Genomic DNA, 16,585 nt, shown 5'->3' with positions numbered 1-16,585 from the left:
CGATCATTCCCACGCTCTGCGTGGGAATGCATCCAGTGACGCTCCGCGTCACGCTTTAGAAGCGGAACGCGGAGCGTCCCGGGCGACGTACCCACGCAGAGCGTGGGCACGATCGAACTGACCTTTACTGAACGTTCTTCAGCTTGACCACATCCCCGGACACCGACGTGGTGTAACCGGTCAGGACCCAGGCCCAGAACCAGTCTTCCTGCACTTGGGTATTGATCATGGCGTCGCCGCCCTTGGCCAGGATCGCGGCGTTCTGGGCGCGTACGAAGCGGTTGTTCTGGCGGATCGGGATCACGCCGAACAGCAACAGGCCAGTGGCCTTCGCTTCACTGTGGCCGACAACGGTGTATTGGCTGCTGTCGTACTGCTGGGTCTTCATCGGGGTACCGGTGCAACCCGCCAGGACCAGGCCGAACAGGGCGGTGGCGACAACTTTGCTGAAACTTTTCATTGACTACTCCATGGGAAACGCCCGGGATCCATCTCTCGGGCGGCGCGTACTTTACCCGATTAACATCAAATTGACATTGTCTGCGCGCAAGTCGAAAAACCGTCCACAACGCTCAAGTTAGAGCCATTCGTCAGTTGCCCCGCCAACATCCTCCAGCGAATCAGCGCCATGTCGATAACCAGATGATTGCGCCACGGAAGGCAATTCTGCCCTTGCCGGCTGACACCGATCTGCACCGGCTACACCGTTGGAGCGCTTGACCATGATTGACCTGACTGTCTGGAACATCACCCTTCCGATACAAACCCCGGCCCTGACCGTTGCGACCAAGGCGGTGCCGACCCTGCGCAACCAGTATTTCACCCACACTGGCGACAAGATCGTGTTCTGGGCTCCGGTAACCGGTTCCCACACAGGTAAGAGCAAGTACCCGCGCTCCGAGCTGCGGGAAACCTCGAAAGACGGCAAGCTGCGCAACTGGCGATTTAACAGCGGGGTCAATACCCTCAAAGGCACCCTGGCTGTGAATCAGGTGCCCTCGGCCGGTCGCGTGGTCGTCGCGCAGATCCACGCCAAGGACGCACCCGCCCCATTGCTCAAGCTCGTCTACCGTTTCACCAAGGGTGTCGGCAACCTGGATGTCGAATACCGGGTCAAGCCCAAGGATGCAAAAAGCCCGGTGATGTTCACCGTGCCGAACGTTGCCTTGAACAAAGTCTTTACCTACACCCTGCAGATGGACAAACAGGGCAAGGTCACCGTACTGATCAACAACCTTGGCAAACAGGTGAAGCTGGATCCGTCCTGGTATGGCTACAACTTCTACTTCAAAGCGGGCGTCTACACCCTGGACAACGTCGGCTATGCCACCGAAGGCGGGAAAGTGACCTACTCCAAACTGGACGTCAGTCATAAATGACCGGCGTTCGGTGCCGTACTGCGCTTCAGGCCTTTGACGGTACGGCGACCGCCTGCCGGCCACTGAAGGCGACCAGGAAGCAGACGAACACCAGCAGCGCAAAACCGGCCGGGAACAACCAGATGCTGGTCCAGTCATGACCGCCCGCTTCGGCAAAATGATCAGTGACCTGTCCCGCTACCCGGAAGCCGATCAACATGCCCAGGCCATAGGTCGCCAGGGTGATCAGCCCTTGGGCTGAGCTGCGCAGATGCTCCGGCGCCTTGGCGTCGGTGTAGATCTGCCCCGAGACAAAAAAGAAGTCATAACAGATGCCATGCAAGGCAATGCCGGTGAAGAGCATGAACGCCAGGTCACCGTTGTTGCCGTAGGCGAACAGCAGGTAGCGCAACGCCCACGCCAGCATTCCCACCAACAACGCCAATTTGATACCGAAGCGCAGAATGAACAGCGGCAACAGCAGCATGAACAGCACCTCGGACACCTGCCCGATGGCCATCTTTGCCGTGGGATTGGTCATGCCGGTCTCGGCCAGGAACGGGTTGGCGTTCTGGTAATAGAACGCCAGCGGAATGCAGATCAGGATCGAGGCGATGAAGAACACCAGGTAACTGCGGTCCTTGAGCAGCCCCAGGGCGTCCAGGCCCAGCAGTTGCTTCATTCCGCCGCCGGCTTGAGCCTTGAGCGGGGCCGTGGCCGGCAGCGTGAAGCTATAGATGCCCAGGGCAAGCGAGGCAATCGCCGCCATCAGGAAGGTGTTGCGCAAGCCGCCCGCTGCAATGGCTTCCCGAGAATCCCAGGCGAACACGAAACTGATGACCACACCCGCGACAATCCAGCCAATGGTGCCCCACACCCGCACACGGGAAAACTCCAGCGCCGGATCGCGCATCTGACGGAACGCTACGGAATTGACCAGGGCCAGCGTCGGCATATAAACCACCATGTACGCCAGCACGAACGGGTAAAAATCACTGAAGTCCTGCGCCGCATACAGCTGATACAGCAGCACCGCGCCCAACAGGTGCAGCACCGCCAGGATACGTTCGGCATTGAAGTAGCGGTCGGCTATCAGGCCAATCACGAACGGCGCGATGATCGCGCCCCAGGACTGAGTGGAAAACGCCATGCCGATCTGCCCACCGCTGGCGCCCAGGGTGCTGGAAAGAAAGGTCCCTAGGGTGACGAACCAGCCGCCCCAGATAAAGAACTGCAGGAACATCATCACGCTCAAGCGTGCGTTCATCGTGGTCATGACAGTCACCGTCTATTTGTTGTTCTTGTAAGCCAGCCAGTTGGTAAAAGCTTGTGTGTGGCGAGGGGATTTACTGTGGGAGCAAGGCTTGCCCGCGACGCAGGCGCCTCATTCTTCCTAAGGACCTCGTCGGCTTTATCGCGGGCAAGCCTTGCTCCCACAATGAACTCCCTTGCCACAGTTTTTTGGTATCGGTTACCTCGGCAGCCCCAGCAGCTGCCGATTGGACGCTTCATCCGCCGTCACCCCGGCAAAATCATCGAACGCCTTGCGGCTCTTGTTGATCATGTGCCGCTGAATGAACGCAGCCCCTTCGGCGGCACCCTGTTGCGAGTCCTTCAGGCAGCACTCCCACTCCAGCACTGCCCAGCCGCTGAAATCGTACTGGGTCAACTTGCTGAAGATCGATTTGAAATCGATCTGCCCATCGCCCAGGGAACGGAACCGGCCAGGACGCTCCATCCAGCCCTGGTAGCCGCCGTACACACCGGACCGGGCATCGGGGCGGAACTCGGCATCCTTGACGTGGAACATACGGATGCGCGCGTGGTAGCGATCGATGAAACCCAGGTAATCCATCTGCTGCAGCAGCAAGTGACTGGGGTCGTAGAGGATGGCTGCCCGCGGATGGTGATCGACCGCTTCCAGGAAACGCTCGAACGAGGCCCCATCGTGAAGGTCCTCGCCGGGATGGATTTCGTAGCACAGGTCCACCCCGGCCGCCTCGAAGCAATCGAGAATCGGCAGCCAGCGCCGGGCCAGCTCGGCAAACCCTTGTTCGACAAGCCCGCTCGGGCGTTGTGGCCACGGGTACATGTAGGGCCACAACAGCGCGCCGGAAAACGTCGCATGGGCACTGAGCCCCAAGCGTTGACTGGCCCGGGCCGCCAGCTTGAGTTGCTCGATGGCCCACTCGGTCCGGGCCTGGGACTGGCCGCGCAGATGGGCCGGAGCGAAGTCGTCGAACAGCGCGTCGAACGCCGGGTGTACCGCGACCAGTTGGCCTTGCAGGTGCGTCGACAGTTCGCTGATCTCGACGCCGGCCTCTGCGCAGGTGGCCTTGATCTCATCGCAGTAGGCCTGGCTGTCGGCGGCCCGGGCCAGGTCGATGTAACGTGTGCCCAAGGTCGGCAACTGAATGGCTTTGTACCCTTGTGAAGCGGCCCACCGCGCAATGCTCGCCAAGGTGTCGAACGGCGGCTCGTCGGACATGAACTGGGCCAGAAAAATAGCCGGCCCTCGCAAGCCGCTCGGTGTCTGATCGGCGGTATTCACAACAGCGACTCTTCAGTCTGCAGCGCGGTCCACTTCGCCTCGCCACGATGATTGATGAGGGCGGCCTCGATGAACGCCATGCCGCGCAAGCCGGTTTCGATACCGGGTACGCCAGGCACATCGGGACCCTTGAGCCTTTCACGAATGGCATGGGCGAAATCGCCATAGAGGTTGGCCATGGCTTCCAGGTAACCCTCGGGGTGCCCGGCCGGCAGGCGCATGCGGCGTGTGGCGGCCTCGCACAACCATGGCTGGCCGACGCCGCAACGCAGGATGCTCAGGGGTTGGTCGAGGGCCCGATGGATCAGGCTCGACGGTTCCTCCTGGCGCCATTCCAGGGCGCCTTTATCGCCATAGACGCGGATCTTCAGCGGGTTCTCTTCACCGGCGCAGACCTGGCTGGCGATCAACACGCCGCTGGCGCCATCACTCATGCGCAACAGCATCGCGGCGTCGTCGTCCAACTGCCGGCCCGGAATGTGGGTACCCAATGCCGCACAGAGCTGTTCGACGTGCTGGCCGGTCACGAACTCTGCGAGGGAAAAGGCGTGGGTGCCGATGTCGCCGATGCAGCCGCCCAGGCCAGACTGCTGGGGATCGTCACGCCAGCCGGCCTGCTTGTTGCCCTGCCCGGCGACGTCCTGGCTGAGCCAGCCCTGGGGGTACTCCACCAGCACTTTGCGCACTGTGCCGATCACGCCGCTGCGCACCATCTCCCGGGCCTGCCAGACCATGGGATACCCCAGGTACGTGTGGGCCAGGCCGTACAGACGGTCGCTGCCTTTAAACACATCCTTGAGCCCGAGCAGCTCACACAGGTTCAACGCCGCGGGCTTTTCGCTGAACACATGGAAACCCGCCTTCAATGCTTGGCCAGCAATCGGTGCGTGCAGGTGATTGGGGGTCACGATAACCAGCAGCTCCATGCGCTGGTCCGCGGGCAATGCTGCTTCGGCGTCCAACAGTTGCTGCCAGTCGTTATAGCAGCGGGAAGCGGCCAGCCCCAGGGCTGTGCCGGTTTGTTGATTGTTGCGGGCATCGCGACTGAATGCCCCGCACACCAGCTCGAAGCCACCGTCCAGGCCCGCGGCCTGACGATGGGCCTGCCCGATGAAAGCGCCGTCTCCTCCGCCCACGAAACCCAGTCTTATTTTTGGTGCTACAGGACTCATCGCGATTCTCTCAGGTCAGGGCCGACAACGATGTAACCGGTTACATCACAGCGGAATCTAGGCGCAGTTTTGCGGCATGTCAAACCCCACGGTCTTCACGCAAGGACGTTTGTGAGGCGTCCAACCTGCGGTAAGCTCCCTCTCGTGCCGCTATTTTCCGGCGCTCGATCGAGGTGATTTTGTCCAATATCCGTGAAGTGGCCCGTCTGGCCGGCGTGTCGGTGGCTACAGTGTCCAGAACGCTGAAATCTCCCGAACGGGTCCTGCCCGAGACACGGGACAAGGTCAACGCGGCGGTGGAACAGGCCGGTTACCGGCCAAACCTGATGGCCGTGCAGTTCCGCTCCCGTCGCACCGGCAACCTGGTGATCCTCGTGCCGGCCATCGCCAATACGTTCTTTGCCAGAGTCATCAGCGGTGCCCAGCAGTCCGCCCAGGCGGCGGGTTATCGGTTGCTGTTGTGCGACACCCAGGGCCGGGCAGAAGTCGAGCGGGAATTCGCGGCGCTGGTCTATGCGCGCCAGGCCGATGGCGTGATCCAGTTGCGGGCAAGCGATCCTTTCGCGTCGCTCCCTCCAGGTGCCGAAGCCCTGCCGCTGGTCAACGCCTGCGAAGTGATCAAGGATGCCGGCTTTCCCACCATCAGCCTCGACAACCGCGCCGCCGCCCAAGCCATGACCGAGTACCTGATCGGTCTCGGTCACCGTCGCATCGGCATCATCAAGGGCCCCCGCAGCAGTCCCCTGACGCTGGACCGCGTGGCCGGTTACGAGGACGCCTTGCGCCAGGCCGGCCTGGCCGTCGACCCTGGCTTGATCTGTCACGGCGACTTCACCTTGAACGCCGGGTACGATGGAGCCGGTGCGATGCTGGCGCTGGCCGAGCGTCCCAGTGCGCTGTTCTGTGAAAACGACGAGATGGCCATCGGCGCCCTCAAGCGCATCAAGGAGTCGGGGTTGCGGGTACCTGAGGATATTTCGCTGGTGGGCTTCGATGACATCCCGTTCGCGGCATATTGCGATCCGCCCCTGACCACCATTGCGCAGCCTGCCGAAACCTTTGGCCGCAGGGCTGTAGAGATGCTGATCGCGTTGATCGAAAATAAGCCCGTTGCCGAACGGCATGTGGTGCTGCCGTTCGAGCTGACGGTGCGTGACAGCAGCGCCGTGCCAGGGTTGGCGCCCTCCAGGAATGCTCAGAAATGACTGCCGTCCTCCTTTGATGCGCTATTGATTCGCCACTTCGCGGCCCGTTTGGACTAAAGTGGGAGGACTCTGCATAAAGCCATAACAAGACGGAGAGTTTTCCATGCGAGTCAACAAGCGCTTCACCCTCCTGGCCGCCGCGGCAGCCTTGGCGGTCACGACCGCGGTCCAGGCCGCTCCGGTTTACATCAACATCCTGACGGGGGGCACCAGTGGGGTCTATTACCCGATCGGAGTCGGGCTGTCGCAGATCTACAGCACCGGCATCAAGGACGCCAAGACCTCGGTGCAAGCCACCAAGGCTTCGGTGGAAAATCTGAACCTGCTGCAGGCCGGGCGCGGAGAATTGGCCCTCGCGCTGGGCGATTCGGTGGCTGACGCCAAGAATGGCGTGGAAGATGCCGGCTTCAAGGCACCGCTGACCAAACTACGCGCCATCGCCGGCGCCTACCCCAATTACATTCAGATCGTTGCCAGCCAGGAGTCGGGCATCAAGACGTTGGCCGACCTCAAGGGCAAGTCCATCTCCGTGGGGGCGGCAAAATCCGGCACCGAGCTGAACGCGCGAGCCATTCTCAAGGCAGCGGGGCTTAGCTACACCGATATGAAGGTCCAATATCTGCCCTTCGCCGAATCGGTGGACCTGATCAAGAACCGTCAACTGGATGCCACGCTCCAGTCTTCGGGGTTGGGGATGGCGGCCATCCGTGACCTGGCCTCGACCATGGCGCTGAACTATGTGTCGATTCCGACTGACGTGGTGACAAAAATCGGCAACCCGGCCTACCAAAGTGCAACGATCCCGGCCAATACCTATGACGGCCAGGCCGAAGCCGTGCCCACCGTAGCCATCACCAACATCCTGGTCACCCGTGAAGACGTCCCGGACGAGGTGGCCTACCAGATGACCAAGTTGCTGTTCGAGAATCTCCCCCGCCTGGGCAGCGCCCACTCCGCGGCCAAAGACATCACACTGGATAAAGCCGCGAAAAACTTGCCTATCCCCCTCCATCCCGGTGCCGAGCGCTATTACAAGGAAGTCGGCGCCCTGTAAGCCGATCCGGCGCAGCGGCGATGACCGTCGCTGCGCCCTCCCGGTTCGCACCTTTGATGCAGGCAAGAGGACATCCCTTAATGAGTGAGATTCAGCCCGGCATTCCCGCCGACCCACGGGACTGGCCCAGGACACTGTTCTACGTGGCCCTGCTGTTTTCCGTATTCCAGATCGTCACCGCTGCGTTCGCCCCTGTCTCCAGCCAGGTCCTGCGTGCCGTGCACGTGGGTTTCCTGTTGTGGGTAGTGTTTTTGAGTTATCCCGCCCATGGCACGGGTCGGCCCTGGCAGCCACTGGCATGGGTGTTATCCCTGGCCGGTATCACCACGGCCCTGTACCAATGGATATTCGAAGCCGATCTGATCCAGCGCTCCGGTGACCTGACCGTCACGGACCTCGTGGTTGGTATCGTGCTGATCGTGTTGGTGTTCGAGGCAGCTCGACGCGTGATGGGTATCGCACTGCCGTTGATCTGCGGTCTGTTCCTGGCCTATGGACTGTTCGGCGAATACCTGCCGGGCGACCTGGCCCATCGCGGCTATGGCTTCGATCAGATCGTCAATCAATTATCCTTCGGCACCGAGGGGCTTTACGGTACGCCGACCTACGTGTCGGCCACCTACATTTTCCTGTTCATCCTGTTTGGCGCTTTCCTTGAGAAAGCCGGGATGATCAAGCTGTTCACCGACTTTGCCATGGGCCTGTTCGGCCACAAGCTCGGCGGCCCGGCCAAAGTCGCCGTTGCCTCCTCTGCCTTGATGGGGACCATTACCGGCTCTGGCATTGCCAACGTGGTGACCACAGGGCAATTCACCATCCCGCTGATGAAGCGCTTCGGCTACAGAGCCGCGTTCGCCGGTGGCGTGGAAGCCACTTCCAGCATGGGTAGTCAATTGATGCCGCCGATCATGGGTGCCGTGGCGTTCATCATGGCCGAGACCATCAACGTGCCGTTCGTTGAAGTCGCCAAGGCCGCCTTGATTCCCGCGTGCCTGTACTTCGGTTCAGTATTCTGGATGGTTCATCTCGAAGCCAGGCGCTCCAACCTCAAAGGCTTGCCCAAGGACCAGTGCCCAAGTGCGCTGGGCGCCGTGAAAGAAAACTGGTACCTGCTGATCCCGCTCGCGGTCCTGATCTATCTGCTGTTTTCCGGGCGCACGCCGCTTTTCTCCGGCATGGTGGGACTGGCGCTCACCGCCATCGTGATCCTTGGTTCAGCGATCATCCTGCGAGTGTCGAGCTTTGCCCTGCGCTGCGCCTTCTGGATCGCGCTGGGTATCCTGTGCGTAGGGTTCTTCCAGTTGGGCATCGGCGTCATCTTTGCGGTTATCGCGGTGCTGGTCATCCTCTGCTGGTTCATCAAAGGCGCGCGGGAAACCCTGACGATCTGCCTCCATGCACTGGTGGAAGGTGCGCGACATGCGGTGCCGGTCGGGATTGCCTGTGCTCTGGTGGGCATCATCATCGGCGTGGTGTCGCTGACCGGGGTGGCGTCGACCTTCGCCGGTTACATCCTGGCCATTGGCAAGGACAACCTGCTGCTGTCGTTGATCCTGACCATGCTCACCTGCCTGGTGCTCGGCATGGGCATTCCCACTATTCCCAACTACATCATCACCAGTTCGATCGCTGCGCCCGCGCTGCTGGAACTGGGTGTGCCGCTGATCGTGTCCCACATGTTCGTGTTCTATTTCGGCATTCTTGCCGACCTGACGCCGCCCGTGGCGCTGGCTTGCTTCGCGGCAGCGCCCATTGCCAGGGAGACCGGCCTGAAAATCAGCTTCTGGGCCGTACGCATCGCGCTTGCCGGCTTCGTCATTCCGTTCATGGCGGTCTATAACCCGGCGCTGATGCTTCAGGGTGGCAACCTGTGGATGACCGCTTACATGCTGATCAAGACGATGTTGGCCGTCGGGCTTTGGGGCATGGCGTCTACCGGTTATCTGCAACAGAAGATGCCGATCTGGGAGCGCACGATGTGTTTTGTCGCAGGCGCTTTACTGGTAGTCGCGTTGCCATTGACCGATGAGATTGGCTTCGTGCTGGCCGGTCTGTTGATCTTCCAGCACCTGTGGCGCTCGCGGCGCGTCGGACGGGCCCTGGCGTGATCGGTTTATGCCTGGGCCTAGCCGGTGTGGCCTGGGCCCAGCTTCCCCTCCGGGACTTCACACTGGCGTGGAATCACACCATCGAGAAAATCCGCTGGGAGGAGGACTACCGCGTTACCGGGCAGGGGCTGGTTCTGGGTGAAGCCCGGGTCAAAGGCAATGGCGCCGGCATGGAGATTCCCGACGGTGCCTGGCTGAAAGACGGCAGCTGGCACTACCTGCGCCAACTGCCGCCCCTGCAACCACTGAGACTGGGCCGCACACCCCAGGCTGGCGATTACCAGCTGTGTTTGAATGGACGTTGCCAGCCAATGAGTCATTGGCTGGGACCACCAACGGCAAATCAGCCCTTCGTGGAATTGTGGAGTTGCGACCCGACCTGAACCGATCCACTGCGACGAGGCGTTTGCGCCCCTCGCCACAGTGACCGGCGAGACTTGCTGTCCAAGCCGTTCAGTCAACTGAACGTGGCGCCTCGGGTATTCACGAACAGCGAATACAGCGAGTGACTGCCGGCCATGAACAAGCGATTACCTTCCCGCCCGCCAAAGCAGATGTTAGGGCAGCGTTCCGGCAGGGAAATGTGGCCGATGGCTTTGCCTTGCGGATTGAACACCCGTACGCCGTCGAGTTTCTCCAGGTCTGCCTTGGGGTCGCCGTTGCCGCCCCAACCGCACCAGAGGTTGCCGCTTTCGTCGCACTTGATGCCATCAATGGCGGCGTAATCCAGACCTTCAATGTGCTTGCGCCGCTCGCCCAACGTACCGTCTTCCTTGACCGTGATCGCCCAGATCAGACGGTTGGGCTTGGCCCTGCCCTCCACCACATAGAGGATCTTCTCGTCCGGGGAGAAACACAGGCCGTTCGGCCCCGCCAAGTCATCGATCACCCGACTGACCTTCCCGGTTTCGCCATCGATACGGTACACCGCGTGGGGCTGAGAAGGCGTGACCTTGTGTCCTTCGTAGTTGTTGCCGGTCTGGAATGGCGGGTCGGTAAACCAGACCGAACCATCGCGCTTGCACACGATATCGTTCGGCGAATTGAAAGGCTTGCCCTCGAAACTGTCCGCCAGCACGGTGATGGTGCCGTTGTGCTCGGTACGGGTGACGCGCCGCCCCTCGCTCGAGGTGGTGGAGCCTTCGCACACCAGCAATCGCCCCTGGCGATCACGGCACATGCCGTTGGAAAAATTGGAGTTCTCGCGATACACCGACAGACTGCCGGTAATCTCATCCCAGCGCACAATGCGGTTGTTGGGAATGTCGCTGACCAGCAGGTAGCGGCCATCGCCGACCCACACCGGCCCTTCGGCCCAGCGCAACCCGGTGGCGAGTTTTTCCACGCTGGCATTGAAGATGCGCAGGTCCATGAAGCTGGGATCGAGGATGTTGATCAGCGGGTCCGGGTAACGCTGGCTCAACGGCTCGGCCTGGGTGAGCCCGGGCAGATTCCCGAGGGTGGCGGCAGCTGCCGAGACCACCAGGGATTTTTTCAGGAATACCCGGCGGCCTTGGTCGGCGGGGCTTATCAGTTGCGAAGTCTCCATCGGGTGTCGCTCCGTTAATTATTATTGGACGGGATGACAGTTTTACTACGTGATAAGACATCGTACAAGACAACCATCTTCGCATCCGTTGAAGTACGGCTGCACTCACGCCCTCTCAAACCAGAATATTTACAAAGCCTCGTGGGGATTCCGAATTCTTCAGTACTTGTTCCCCTGGATGAGATAAGGTAAAAAACCGCACAGTTGTACGATGACAATAACTAAATTCATCGCCCGAAGCCTACGCTTCGGCGGTCGTTCTTTTGAGAAACCCTGCCATGGTCCGCCCCACCGCCACACTGGATTCCCCCACTCCGTTTCCACGCCACCTCGCGGTGCTCGTCCTGTTGTGCATGGGGTGCGCCTTCGCCGGCAACCATGTGGCGGCGCGGGTGGCATTCGATGACGGCGCCGGCGTGTTACTGGCGATCCTGATGCGCTCGGGCGGGACTCTGCTGGTGCTGGCCTTGATGGTGCTGTGGCAACGCCAGGGCTTGCGGCTTCCACCCGGCACCTGGCGCTGGCAGTTGCTGCTTGGGCTGTTGATCGCTACACAGAGCCTGTGCTTGTACTCGGCCGTGGCGAGGGTGCCGGTGGCCCTGGCACTGCTGGTGGGCAATGTGTTCCCGATCTTGCTCGCGCTACTGACCTGGGCACTGGGCGGACCACGCCCCACCCCCCGCACCGCCGCCCTGATGGGGTTGATACTGGTGGGCCTGGTGTTCGTGCTGGAGGTGCCGGCGCGGTTATCGTCCGAACAGAGCGTCGGTCCCCAATGGTTGCTGGGTGTCGGCCTGGCCTTCTGCGCGGCTTGTGCGTTCGCTTGCGCGCTGTGGATCACCGACCACAAGCTGTCCCAGGTGCGCGGCTCGGTGCGCAGCCTGCTGACGATCTTCATTGTGTTCAGCAGCGTCAATCTCGCCGGCCTGAGCGGTGCCCTCCCCGGCGGCTTCAACCTGCCGGCCACCAGCACCGGCTGGTTGGCCCTGGCTACCCTGGTAACGCTCTATGGCACCGGCTTTATTGTGCTGTTCATTTCCGTGCCGCGCCTGGACATGCCGCGCAATGCCCCAGTGATGAACGTCGAACCGTTGGCAACGCTGCTGATCGGCTGGCTGGTACTGGACCAGATGCTCAGCCCCGGCCAAGTGCTCGGCGGCGCTATCGTGGTAGCCGGGATCGTGCTGTTGACCTATCGCAAGGTCGAACGGGTCAAGGCGCCCGTGGCCGGGGCGGCTGGAAACAACTGAACTCGCCACAGGGGTTGGGTGCCCCTGCTGAAACTTGTCTTCAAACCCACAGTCCTACCCCAGCCGTGAAAGCCTCGCCGTCCTGTGCGAAGCGCTTGCGGCTGATGGGCGCCAGGCCTGGCGCTCGCGTAACTCTCCCTCTTGAGCCGTCCGCACCATGCGCCACCCTGTTCGCTCTTGCCGTTTCGTTTCGCTTTGCCTGCTCCCCCTGCTGCCCTTGCTCGCCAGCCCTGCCCACGCTCGGGGTGAGGGTCAACTGGTAAACGCCATCAACGACTACCGCAGCCAGTCCCGCCGCTGTGAATGGCGCACGGTCCGGGCCTCCCCACCCTTGGTGCTGCGCTCACGCCTGGCCTTGCCGATCGGCTTTCGTGACAGCTTGCGGGAAACCTTGAAAGACGCCGGTTATTCAGCCCGGGCCGTACGCAGCATCCGCCTGACGGATGCGCGGGATGCCGAAGAAGCCTTCGACATGCTGGCGGACGAGCACTGCGACGCCTTGCTGGACAACCAATACGCTGACATCGGCGTCAACCGGGTTGGTGATGATTGGCGAGTGGTGCTCGCGCAGCCCATGGGCGGTGCAGCGGTCAGCGACGCCTCATCGATCGGCAAGGCACTGCTGACCCAGGTCAACGCCGCAAGGGCCAAGTCGCGCGTGTGTGGTCGCCAGCGCTTCGCCGCCGCCCGGCCACTGAGCTGGAACGCCGCACTCGGATCAGCCGCCCAGGGACATAGCCAGGCAATGGCCCACGGCAACTATTTCGCCCACCGCGATCCCGACGGCCGCTCCGTCGCCGAGCGGGCCAAGGGCGCCGGCTATCGTGGCCGCAAGATCGGTGAGAACATCGCCGCCGGCCAAGGCTCTGCGAACCAGGCCATGCAAGACTGGCTCGCCAGCCCAGGGCATTGCGCCAACCTGATGAACCCGATGTTCACCCAAGTGGGCGCCGCCTCCGCCAGTGATTCACGCAGCGATGCGGGGGTGTACTGGACGATGGTGTTTGGGGCGCCTTGAAAAGCCTTTTCAATGTCGAGGCATGCACGGTTGTAGAGGAAGAATTGTGTCAGCTTCGCCACTTGGCGTGAGCAAGCTCCCTCCACGAAGGACGGAGGTGGCTAACGTGGGTCGACGTTATCCAGCGCCCGGTTCGCCAGCAATGCGCCCAGTTCAATCAGTTGCTGGATGCCCAGGGCCACATGCCGCCGTGAGCCATCCAATTCAAATGCCAGATCACTGGTCATGGCGTTGGCCGATGCCAATGTTTCGCTGAGGTTGGCAAGCAGGACTTCGGTGTCGATGCCGTTGACAACCGTAAAGAGTTGATCGGATGTCGGATCGGCCTCGGGTCCGGTTGTTTTGGCTTTCAGGTAATAATCGAGGGCTCGATCGGCGGCCTCGTCGTACGAGGCTGAGGTGTCGTCTTCTGGCGGGTTGGGAGTTACTTTGAACATAGATGAAGCTCCGATACATTTTGAAAAGGAGCCATCACTCTCACGCTACCAAACGAAGGGCGGTGGCCATACGAAGGTTGGTAGACCGGGTATCGGAACCGGCGCCTCCGAAGAAGCCCTGCGCATGGCCACCAAAAAGCGAAGCGCATGGTTGCACTTGCAAGAGGTGACGCTGTGCACCGAAAACCCGGGCTACCAAACCCGATCACTGATTCGTCAGTGATCGACAAACGATAGAGGCCGCTTCCCAAGCGCACAAGCCGGCGGATTCTGGCGTAGTTGTAGGCAGTGGCGCAAGACGATGTAGCTCGATCCAGCTGAGCCCGACAGCTCAATAAACACACTGATCGCCGCGCCCGGGCGCAGTAAACGGATGCAATCACATCAATCAAAAATGCGTTCGTTCAGCTAGAACGACCGTTAGCGTTCAGGGCCTCGGCCGGTTCAGAGACGTACGTCCTGCGCCGACAGCACATCGATCCGCGACACCGCGCTGCTCAGGCGTCCCAAGCGCTCATTGTGGTTGGCGATGATCTGCTCCGCCGCCAGGCTGCCGTTGTCCACCGTGGTATGGGCATCGGCAGCCAGGACCACTTCATACCCCAAGGTGTGGGCCTGGCGAACCGTGGCGTTGACACAGTAATCGGTCTGCATGCCGCAGATCACCAGGCGGTCGATGCTTCGGGCCTGCAGCAACGACAGCAGGTCCGTCTGGTAGAACGCATCAGGCGTGGTCTTGCGCACCCGCAGGTCATCCGCGGCGGTCAACAAGCCGTCGGCCAGTTGCCAGGCATCAGAACCATGCAACAGCGAACCTTGCAGTTCTTCGTGCTGGATCAGGATCACCGGCAGGCCTGAAGCCCTGGCCCGAGCGCTGAGGTCGTTAATGGTCCCGATGACGCGCTGGCTCTCGAAACATTCTTCTTCACCGGTGCACAGGGCGCTCTGGACATCGATGATCAGCAAAGCGGTACTCATGGTTTCCCTCTTCAAGACAATGATGAACGGCCATGGGGGTTGCCTCCGGCAGCCCCCTCTGCTCAATAGCCCAATGATAATCCCGTGTTGCGACGTGGATCGTTGGCCCCATAAAACCGATTCTTGCCCACCGGTTTTCCACCCAGCGACGGTGCACCCACCAGAATCGCAGCAACGTGGTTGGGGTCCTGGGGACCTGCGAACTTATGCCCCCAGCTTACCAGGATCTTTTGCGTGTCAGGGCTGGCGGCGAAGGTTTCCAGGTTGGTCTGCTCAGGCATCCACTGCTGGTGGAAGCGCGGCGCGTCGACGGCTTCCTGCAGGTTCATGCCGTAATCGATCACATTGAGGATCGTCAGCAATGTCGCGGTGATGATACGGCTGCCGCCCGGCGTCCCCACCACCATGACAGTCTTGCCGTCCTTGGTGACGATGGTCGGGCTCATGGACGACAACGGTGCCTTGCCCGGTGCGATGGCGTTGGCCTCCCCTTGCACCAGCCCATACATATTGGGGACGCCGATCTTGGCGGTGAAATCGTCCATTTCGTCGTTGAGGATCACCCCGGTCTTGCTCGCCATGACGCCGGCACCGAACCAGTTATTGAGGGTGTAGGTGACGGAAACGGCGTTGCCCCACTTGTCGACAATGGAGTAGTGAGTGGTGTTGCTGCCCTCGTGGGGCGCCACGCCGGGCTTGATCGAATGCGAGTCACCGGCCTTTTGCGGTTCGATGGCAGCCCGCAGTTTGGCGGCGTAGCTTTTATCCAGAAGATGATCGATGGGGTTCTGCACGAAGTCCGGGTCACCCAGGTAGCTGTTGCGATCCACATAGGCATGGCGCATGGCTTCGATCTGGTAGTGCATCCCCTGGGCCGAATGGAAACCCAGTTCCTTCATCGGATAGCCGTCGAGGATGTTCATGATCTGGCACAGCACCACGCCGCCGGAACTGGGCGGCGGTGCCGAGATGATGTGGTAGCCGCGATAGTCGCACTCTACCGGCGCCAGCTCGCGGGTCTTGTACTTGTCCAGGTCGGCCTGGGTGATGATGCCTTTGTTGGCCTGGCTGGAGGTGACAAGGGCGTCGGCGACCCAGCCCTTGTAGAAACCATCGGCTCCCTTGGCGGAGATTTCCCGCAGGGTCCTGGCGAGGTCTTTCTGCACCAGTTTCTGACCAACCTGCATCGGCTCGCCGTTGTGCAGGAAGATCGAACCCGAGTCACGCATGTCCTCCTTGAACACGTCGGTGGCGGTCTCCAGCAGGTCCACATCGCCCTGCTCCAGGGTGAAACCGTCCTCGGCGAAGCGAATGGCCGGGGCGATCAGTTCAGCCCGGGACTTGCTGCCGTACTTCTTCAGCGCCAGCTCCATGCCGGACACCGTGCCGGGCACACCCACCGCCAGGTGTCCGCGGGTGCTGAGATCCGGGACGACGTTACCGTCCTTGTCCAGGTACATGTCGGCCGTCGCAGCCAGCGGCGCTTTCTCGCGGAAATCCAGGAAGGTCTCGCGCCCATCGGCCAGTTGAAGGGTCATGAAACCACCGCCGCCCAGGTTCCCCGCCGCCGGGTACACCACCGCCAGCGCATACCCCACCGCCACCGCCGCATCCACGGCATTGCCGCCGCTCTTGAGCACATCGACGCCCACATGGGTCGCCAGGTGCTGGGCGGTGACCACCATGCCGTTCTCGGCGGCGACCGGGGCCTGGGAGGCAGCCTGCACGTAGAAACAACTGAGGGTCAGGGATGTCGCAACCAGGGTCCGGGTCAAGGATTCGAACTTCATGAGCCACTCTCTTCTTGTTTTGGAAACCCAGGAAGTATGGCCCGGTTTGAAAAATGCGCCCGTTCGCTGTCGGACGGTCTTTTGGGGTACGCTCATGCCGTTCATCCATCCCGCA

The 16,585-nt window shown here is 61.4% G+C and carries 15 protein-coding genes; 7 read left to right on the top strand and 8 right to left on the bottom strand.

The window, feature by feature from the left end:
- Positions 1-124 precede the first annotated feature (124 nt).
- Entirely contained in the window at positions 125-460 is a 336-nt protein-coding gene (locus AD665_RS03315; protein WP_024779268.1) for a hypothetical protein, read from the bottom strand.
- A gap of 262 nt (positions 461-722) precedes the next feature.
- Here AD665_RS03315 and AD665_RS03310 point away from each other — a divergent pair, with 262 nt between their 5' ends.
- The gene (locus tag AD665_RS03310) at positions 723-1,379 is read left to right on the top strand and encodes a polysaccharide lyase family 7 protein (protein WP_024779269.1); all 657 of its coding nucleotides are present in this window, start codon (positions 723-725) and stop codon (positions 1,377-1,379) included.
- A gap of 25 nt (positions 1,380-1,404) precedes the next feature.
- Here AD665_RS03310 and AD665_RS03305 read toward each other — a convergent pair whose 3' ends face one another.
- The 3 genes from AD665_RS03305 to AD665_RS03295 all read right to left on the bottom strand — a co-directional run bounded on the left by AD665_RS03305 (position 1,405) and on the right by AD665_RS03295 (position 5,081).
- Positions 1,405-2,634 (bottom strand): nucleoside permease, encoded by a 1,230-nt coding sequence (locus tag AD665_RS03305; RefSeq protein WP_024779270.1) that lies wholly within the window; start codon positions 2,632-2,634, stop codon positions 1,405-1,407.
- A gap of 195 nt (positions 2,635-2,829) precedes the next feature.
- Entirely contained in the window at positions 2,830-3,909 is a 1,080-nt protein-coding gene (locus AD665_RS03300; RefSeq protein ID WP_024779271.1) for a sugar phosphate isomerase/epimerase family protein, read from the bottom strand.
- The gene (locus AD665_RS03295) at positions 3,906-5,081 is read right to left on the bottom strand and encodes a Gfo/Idh/MocA family protein (RefSeq protein ID WP_053190875.1); all 1,176 of its coding nucleotides are present in this window, start codon (positions 5,079-5,081) and stop codon (positions 3,906-3,908) included. The genes AD665_RS03300 and AD665_RS03295 overlap by 4 nt, the downstream gene beginning before the upstream one ends.
- A 179-nt stretch (positions 5,082-5,260) precedes the next feature.
- Here AD665_RS03295 and AD665_RS03290 point away from each other — a divergent pair, with 179 nt between their 5' ends.
- The 4 genes from AD665_RS03290 to AD665_RS03275 all read left to right on the top strand — a co-directional run bounded on the left by AD665_RS03290 (position 5,261) and on the right by AD665_RS03275 (position 9,831).
- The gene (locus AD665_RS03290) at positions 5,261-6,286 is read left to right on the top strand and encodes a LacI family DNA-binding transcriptional regulator (RefSeq protein WP_024779273.1); all 1,026 of its coding nucleotides are present in this window, start codon (positions 5,261-5,263) and stop codon (positions 6,284-6,286) included.
- A 103-nt stretch (positions 6,287-6,389) separates the two neighbouring features.
- A complete protein-coding gene (locus AD665_RS03285; RefSeq protein ID WP_024779274.1) occupies positions 6,390-7,340 on the top strand; it encodes a TAXI family TRAP transporter solute-binding subunit in 951 nt (316 codons plus the stop codon).
- Positions 7,341-7,420: 80 nt separating this feature from the next.
- Entirely contained in the window at positions 7,421-9,448 is a 2,028-nt protein-coding gene (locus AD665_RS03280) for a TRAP transporter permease (protein WP_024779275.1), read from the top strand.
- Entirely contained in the window at positions 9,445-9,831 is a 387-nt protein-coding gene (locus tag AD665_RS03275) for a DUF1850 domain-containing protein (RefSeq protein ID WP_024779276.1), read from the top strand. Before AD665_RS03280 ends, AD665_RS03275 begins: the two co-directional genes overlap by 4 nt.
- Positions 9,832-9,905: 74 nt before the next feature.
- Here the strand turns inward: AD665_RS03275 and AD665_RS03270 are convergent, their stop codons facing one another.
- Positions 9,906-10,997 (bottom strand): SMP-30/gluconolactonase/LRE family protein, encoded by a 1,092-nt coding sequence (locus AD665_RS03270; RefSeq protein WP_024779277.1) that lies wholly within the window; start codon positions 10,995-10,997, stop codon positions 9,906-9,908.
- A 278-nt stretch (positions 10,998-11,275) separates the two neighbouring features.
- On the opposite strand from AD665_RS03270, the gene AD665_RS03265 reads away from it, so the two are divergent.
- Both AD665_RS03265 and AD665_RS03260 read left to right on the top strand, forming a co-directional pair.
- Positions 11,276-12,247, top strand: a complete 972-nt coding sequence (locus AD665_RS03265) for an EamA family transporter (RefSeq protein WP_053190871.1) — start codon at positions 11,276-11,278, stop codon at positions 12,245-12,247.
- A 157-nt stretch (positions 12,248-12,404) separates the two neighbouring features.
- Complete coding sequence (locus AD665_RS03260) at positions 12,405-13,265, top strand: CAP domain-containing protein (RefSeq protein WP_024779279.1); 861 nt, start codon at positions 12,405-12,407, stop codon at positions 13,263-13,265.
- A gap of 101 nt (positions 13,266-13,366) precedes the next feature.
- Here the strand turns inward: AD665_RS03260 and AD665_RS03255 are convergent, their stop codons facing one another.
- From AD665_RS03255 to ggt, 3 genes are all read right to left on the bottom strand, one after another.
- Positions 13,367-13,702, bottom strand: coding sequence for a DUF6124 family protein (locus AD665_RS03255; protein ID WP_024779280.1), 336 nt, complete (start codon positions 13,700-13,702; stop codon positions 13,367-13,369).
- A gap of 444 nt (positions 13,703-14,146) precedes the next feature.
- Positions 14,147-14,680 carry a cysteine hydrolase family protein gene (locus AD665_RS03250; protein WP_024779281.1) on the bottom strand — a complete coding sequence of 178 codons (534 nt, stop codon included), beginning with the start codon at positions 14,678-14,680 and terminating at the stop codon, positions 14,147-14,149.
- 62 nt (positions 14,681-14,742) lie between these two features.
- The gene (gene ggt, locus AD665_RS03245; protein ID WP_053190867.1) at positions 14,743-16,470 is read right to left on the bottom strand and encodes a gamma-glutamyltransferase; all 1,728 of its coding nucleotides are present in this window, start codon (positions 16,468-16,470) and stop codon (positions 14,743-14,745) included.
- Positions 16,471-16,585 lie beyond the last annotated feature (115 nt).

The sequence above is a fragment of the Pseudomonas corrugata genome (assembly GCF_001269905.1).
Lineage (GTDB): Bacteria > Pseudomonadota > Gammaproteobacteria > Pseudomonadales > Pseudomonadaceae > Aquipseudomonas > Aquipseudomonas corrugata.
Note: the sequence above shows the minus strand (reverse complement) of the source record. Positions and strands in the feature narration are given on the sequence as shown.